This is a genomic window from Rodentibacter trehalosifermentans (genome assembly GCF_002000545.1).
GTDB classification, from domain to species: Bacteria; Pseudomonadota; Gammaproteobacteria; order Enterobacterales; family Pasteurellaceae; genus Rodentibacter; species Rodentibacter trehalosifermentans.
Genome location: NZ_MLHL01000108.1, coordinates 1 through 5651, shown reverse-complemented (window position 1 = coordinate 5651; position 5651 = coordinate 1). Strand labels below are relative to the sequence as shown.

The 5651-nt window shown below is 35.8% G+C and carries 8 protein-coding genes and 1 pseudogene; 8 read left to right on the top strand and 1 reads right to left on the bottom strand.

The window, feature by feature from the left end; genetic code table 11:
• From BKK52_RS13140 to BKK52_RS13465, 7 genes and pseudogenes are all read left to right on the top strand, one after another.
• Nucleotides 1-825 (top strand): annotated as a pseudogene (locus BKK52_RS13140) (hemagglutinin repeat-containing protein); the annotation flags it as partial.
• A gap of 1 nt (nucleotide 826) precedes the next feature.
• The gene (locus tag BKK52_RS13135) at nucleotides 827-1213 is read left to right on the top strand and encodes a hypothetical protein (RefSeq protein WP_242650083.1); all 387 of its coding nucleotides are present in this window, start codon (nucleotides 827-829) and stop codon (nucleotides 1211-1213) included.
• Nucleotides 1214-1231: 18 nt separating this feature from the next.
• A complete protein-coding gene (locus BKK52_RS13130) occupies nucleotides 1232-1579 on the top strand; it encodes a hypothetical protein (RefSeq protein WP_077474590.1) in 348 nt (115 codons plus the stop codon).
• 45 nt (nucleotides 1580-1624) lie between these two features.
• On the top strand, nucleotides 1625-1843 hold the full coding sequence (locus tag BKK52_RS13125; protein WP_077474589.1) for a hypothetical protein: 219 nt from the start codon (nucleotides 1625-1627) through the stop codon (nucleotides 1841-1843).
• Nucleotide 1844: 1 nt separating this feature from the next.
• On the top strand, nucleotides 1845-2249 hold the full coding sequence (locus BKK52_RS13120) for a hypothetical protein (RefSeq protein ID WP_077474588.1): 405 nt from the start codon (nucleotides 1845-1847) through the stop codon (nucleotides 2247-2249).
• Nucleotides 2250-2373: 124 nt separating this feature from the next.
• The gene (locus tag BKK52_RS13470; protein WP_122983458.1) at nucleotides 2374-2781 is read left to right on the top strand and encodes a hypothetical protein; all 408 of its coding nucleotides are present in this window, start codon (nucleotides 2374-2376) and stop codon (nucleotides 2779-2781) included.
• Between the two features lie 870 nt (nucleotides 2782-3651).
• Nucleotides 3652-4008 (top strand): hypothetical protein, encoded by a 357-nt coding sequence (locus BKK52_RS13465; protein ID WP_131826477.1) that lies wholly within the window; start codon nucleotides 3652-3654, stop codon nucleotides 4006-4008.
• A gap of 376 nt (nucleotides 4009-4384) precedes the next feature.
• On the opposite strand, the gene BKK52_RS14020 is transcribed toward BKK52_RS13465, so the two are convergent.
• Nucleotides 4385-4681 (bottom strand): hypothetical protein, encoded by a 297-nt coding sequence (locus tag BKK52_RS14020; RefSeq protein ID WP_242650082.1) that lies wholly within the window; start codon nucleotides 4679-4681, stop codon nucleotides 4385-4387.
• Nucleotides 4682-4702: 21 nt separating this feature from the next.
• On the opposite strand from BKK52_RS14020, the gene BKK52_RS13105 reads away from it, so the two are divergent.
• Nucleotides 4703-5428, top strand: coding sequence for a VENN motif pre-toxin domain-containing protein (locus BKK52_RS13105; protein ID WP_244160265.1), 726 nt, complete (start codon nucleotides 4703-4705; stop codon nucleotides 5426-5428).
• Nucleotides 5429-5651 lie beyond the last annotated feature (223 nt).

Below are 5651 nucleotides of genomic sequence, written 5' to 3'. Positions count from 1 at the left end.
TACGTCAGCCCCAAAGATTTTCGTAAGAATGCGTTTTCAGCGATTGATAGTTATGTTCTCCCTAAACAAGCGGATTTAAGAAAACAAATTAAGGAAGCAAAAACAGAGGAAGAAAAGACCGCACTTTATAATGAAATTTATAAATTACAATATCAAAAACGCTTGCTTGAAACGGTGGTAGGGATTGTAGCGGGTTCCCCTGATGTGGCGATAACCCAAGGGACATTGCAGTTAGCAGCAACGAAGATGAGGGAAGAAACATTGAAAAACTCAAGATTATTCAAGGGTATTAAAGATGCGAAAACAGGGCAGATTCTTCGTAATGATAGCTATGATAGTGGTTATTTTGATGGAGTGAAATTGGGGGGAGTGAGGATTGATGTTGATGTGATTTGTAATAGCGGAATGGGAAGTTGTTCTCAGAATGATGATGGGTCATTGACTTTCAATGGAACTAATAACTATACACTTAAAGATGCGATAGATCCTGTGCAAAATGAAAAAGCTGGAGGGTTATATGGCGAAACAGGAGGTTTTCAATCGGTTAAGGGCGAATGGAATCTACATTTTAAACGATTCCCGTATGAAATAGGTTCGCTTTCAGATTTTGCAGTGGAATCTTTTGCGGGTACTCATGATTTATTGGGAGGGCAAGTGTGGAAATGGTACGATAAACTTGGTAACACTTCGCAAAAAACACCTGTTCAAAGTGCTTTAGCTCTAGGGACTACTGTCTTGGCAATTCCTGTATCAGCTCCTTTTGCAATGGCGGATGTTATGTCCTCTGATTTCCTAGAAGTCCTAATGCAAATAGGAGGACATTGATATGAGAAATTTACTTTTATTAATCAGTACGTTTTTATTAGGAAGTTGTTTCTATTCTAAAGGATGTTTCTATATTCCCCAAATGGTAAATTGTGTTGATAAAGGAAAAAGTTTTCCATATATCGCATATTTTCAGAAGAAAGATCAGATTGGAAAGACTAATGTAAATACTCGTTGGAATGATGTGCAGGCTTGTGGAGGAATTAATATATCTAGATCGAATAATGAATTTCAAATTAAAAATGAAAGGGATAAAAATGGTGCGATTGAGCCCGCAGTGATTAAGCAATTTGAAGCTTGTATGTTAAGCAAAGGTTATGTTCGTCTTTATTATGCTGATTGTGGAACTCAAGATCCAAAATGGGATAAAGGAAAGTGTAATTTGTGAAAATAAACGGAGTGTAAAATGCGATATATTTTTCCTTTCATTGTTCTTTTATTGAATGGATGTTGGTATTCAAACGGGTGTATATATACGCCACAGATGGTAAATTGCGTTGATAAAGGAGAAGTGTTTCCTTCAGTCGCTCGCTATCAAAAGCCATATAGTTTAGGAAAAACGGATAGTAATCAACGTTGGAAAGATGTCGTTTCTTGTGGTGGAAAATATATGGATTACAATCAAGAGAATATTCCAATTAAAAAACAAGAGAATTTTTATTCTTGTATGCTTAATAAGGGATATATTCTCTTGTCTCCTGCCAGATGTGGAACTCAAGATCCAAAATGGAATGCTGGCAAGTGTAATTTCTGAGTATTCAATGTTGTTATTCCATATAAGAAAGGTGATTTTTCAGATATGTTAGTTGAAAGTTTTGCTGGGACTCATGATTATTTAGGAGGGCAATTACCTAGATGGTATGATAAACAAGGTAATACTTCTCAAAAAAATAATACTCAACAGTTTTTTGCTGACAGAACAACGGAAATAGCAATTCCTATTTCAGCACCATTTGCTCTATCAGATCTAATGAGTTCGGATATGATAGAAGTGCTATTTAAGCTAGGAGGGCATTAATATGAAAAGAATATTATTAATATTTTTTGTATTTCTGCTAAGTGGTTGCTTATATTCTTTTGAAGATGAATGTTTTAGACCTATTATTCAGACAGTTTCCTCTGGATGTTATCAAAACAGAGGAAAAGACTTTCCATATGTTGCCTATTTTCAAAAGAAAGATCAGATTGGAAAGACTAATGCAAATACTCGTTGGAATGATGTTAAATTCTGTGGTGGAATTAATATTTCTCGCGCTAACAATGAATTTCAAATAAAAAATGAGAGAGATAATAATGGCGTTATTGTTCCAACTGTAATTAAAAAGTTTGAAACATGTATGTTAGAGAAAGGTTATATTCGTCTTTATTATTCTGACTGTGGAACGCAAGATCCTAAATGGGATAAAGGAAAGTGTAATTTGTGAAAATAGACGGAGTGTAAAATGCGATATATTTTTCCTTTCATTGCTCTTTTATTGAAGGTGATCTAAAAATGGGGAATGAGACAACAATTTTTGAATTAAATCAAATAAATAAAGGAGTTGAAAAATGAAATACTCACCAATAGTTTTATCGTTGTTTTTCTTAGGGTGCTCTTTTGGTGGATTTAAACCTGCACCTCAATCTGATCATTGGCGATTACATAATTTCGATGAAATTTACCCAAAGTCAGATAAACATGCTTTAGTAAAATATGTAGATAGAAAAGAAGGAGATATGAAGGCGTGCGGTATGGATTTTGTCAGTGGTGAAAGCGATAATCCCAAAGTAAATCTTTGCATGGAAAGTAAAGGTTGGTATTTAAAAGGTGGACCGGTTTGTGAGGAAATGACAATGTGGGATAGACCTGTATGTATAGAATGGAGAAAAAAACATAGTAAACCAGATGTAAAACCATGGGGATGTAAGAAGTACCCTACATATCCAACTTGTAAGGAAACGGGTTCTAAGAGATAGTAACTTATGAGATTGATATTACTATTAGTTTGTTTTGGTCTTAGTGGTTGTTTTTTATTTATGCATAGATGTGATTCATTAAGTGGTTGGTGTAGAGCTAGTCGGGTTATATTTCAAGAATATGATTCGTGGTGGGCGCCAAAGGAAACTGATAACTTAAAACATAATGTGACTTTAACATTGAGTCCAAGAGAGAGAAGAAAATGATAAGAAAAAAGTCATTCTAGAGAAATGTAATATCGATCCTTATTCAGGTAAATTATTAGGTAATATTTCTAAGGATGAAGCGTATAAGTGTGTATATGGTAAAGGTTTGACAAGATAGTATGAAAAAGCCTTTTCTAAAATCTTTGCTTCTGTAGAATCTTTAACTTTGATTAAGTAAAGTACGGTTGATTTTTGATATGTTTTAAAAACAGTCTGAATATTGATCGCACTTTTTTTCTTGAACGAAATAATAAGGAGTTATACATGAGACTAATAATTCCTTTGTTCTCTGTCTTTTTACTTAACGGATGTTTTCTGTTTATGCATAAATGCGATGCATTAAGTGGTTGGTGCACAACTAGTCGAGTAGTATTCCAAGAATATGGTTTTTAGCGAACAAAAAAGGAAGTTGAGAATTTAAAACATAATTTCACCTTAACTTTAAGTCCAACAGAGAGAGAAGAAGAGAATAATAAGAAAAAATTAATTTTAGAAAAATGTAATATTGATCCTTATTCAGGAAAGTTATTAAACAATACTTCTAAGAGTGAGGCATATAAATGCGTATATAGCAACGGATTAAAAAGAGTTGGGAGTGGTTATAGAAAATAAAATTTCAATCAAAATAGTTATAGATGAGAAGATGAATTTGAACTGAAAAATATGAGATATATAATTTTACTCTGTGCATTTTTGTTATCTAGTTGTTTATTTGGATTTGAAGCATTATTTCCAGATACTTACTACAAATGTAGCTCTCTTACTGGTTGGTGTGTGAAAGAACCAACAAGAGAGATTATGTTTTGGGGAATAAAAGACCCATCTTACAAAATAACTGAAAAATGTTGTTCTGAAAGATGGTACAAACAAGGCCAAAAAGGTCTTCTGAAAAAAAATTCTATTTTTGAGCTATGTAAAGCTGATCAAAAAACAGGAGAATCATTAATAGGTAAAACGAAAAATGAAGTTTATTTCTGCTTAGAGAAAAATGGATTATATCGTTATAGCCAGAAAAAATAGAAAGAGAAGGTATGAAATTAATAACCCTTTTATTATCAATTTTTTGTCTTAATGGATGTTCTCTGTTTATGCATAAATGTGATTCATTAAGTGGTTGGTGTTATGTTAGTAAAACAAGTAGGCTTAGGGCGCAAGATACTTGGTGGACCAAAAAGGAAGCTGATAATTTAAGACATAGTTTCTCGTTAACATTAAGCCTAAGAGAGAGAAGAGGAGGATAATAAGAAAAAAATTATTTTAGAAGAATGTAATATTAACCCTAATTCTGGCGAATTATTGCATGGTGTCTCCAAAGATGATGCATATAACTGTGTTCGTAATAAAGGTTTGAAAAAGATGAAAGAATGGAAACAGCTTCAAAAAAGTTCTGAAATCTCTAAATTTTAGTTGTTTGAGCATTGATTAAATAAAGTACGGCTGATTTTTGATATGTTTTTTTGCTTAGCCAAGCCAAAGCCAACTTTGACAGCGCAAACAAAGAAGCGAAAGAATGGGAAACGGGCGGTACCCAACGTAGAATTTTAGATTCTGCACTCAACGTTCTCAGCACTGCCCTTGGTGGCAGACCGGTAGCGGAAGTGATTGCCTCAGGCTTATCGCCAACAGTGAACCACCAAATTAAAGAAGCGACCACCGATAAGAACGGCAACGTCAACACCGCGCTCAACCTCACCGCTCACGCCCTTTGGGGGCGGTGGAAGCCTATGCCGGGAATCGCAATGTGGCTGCAGGGGCAGCCGGTGCGGCAACAGGCGAAGTTGCCGCAAACATTATCGCTGAAACCTTATACGACAAATCCCCAAATCAGCTCAGTCAAGAGGAAAAACTCACGGTCTCTACTTTAAGCCAAGTGACGGCGGGGCTTGTGGGCGGCACGGCGGCGAACAGTGCAGATGGCGCCATCATCGCGGCGAAAACGGCGAAGGATGCGGTGGAGAATAATAGTCTCGTTCCAATCATTGGCAATGTGTCGCCTGATGTTGATTGGACGGCAACAGCAAAAGCGCAAGAGATAAAAACTGCAGCAGAGCAAAAAATCATTGATGATTTTGAAAAAGAGCATCCTGACCTTGTAAAAAATCTTAAAACCACAGGCGATGTTGCGGCATTTTTGGCAGATTTTGTTCCGGTTGTGGGTGATATAAAATCTTTTGCTGAAGCGGAAGGTGTCATTGACTACACACTGGCAGTAGTTGGCATGGCTCCTAGTGCGGATATCATTACAAAACCATTAAAAGAAGCCAAGAAAGCATTGAAGCTGGCGAAGTCGGCGGAGAAAGCTGGTGATGCAGCAGGTGCGTTAAAACATCAACAGGATGCTGTTAGTTATATTAATAATGGTGTTTATAAGCGAAATAGGTTAGAGAGGCTCTTGAGGATTTTCATGGTAAATCTAATGTTACATCTACAACTGTGGTAACAAATCCAAGAAGCACAGTAAATAACCGAGTGTTGTCAACGGGAGAGCATGTTGAGGTGATTACTTCTGGTAACGGCAAGGCAGTCAAGATTACAGCTAAGGATGAATTTGGTAATGTGAAGGAGATCGCAAACATTCCTTAAGTCATTGTAAATTAAAGAAATCTATTCAGCGAAAATTCCTTGAATATTTTGTCGCAGAAGTGACGGCAAGAACCGCCGTA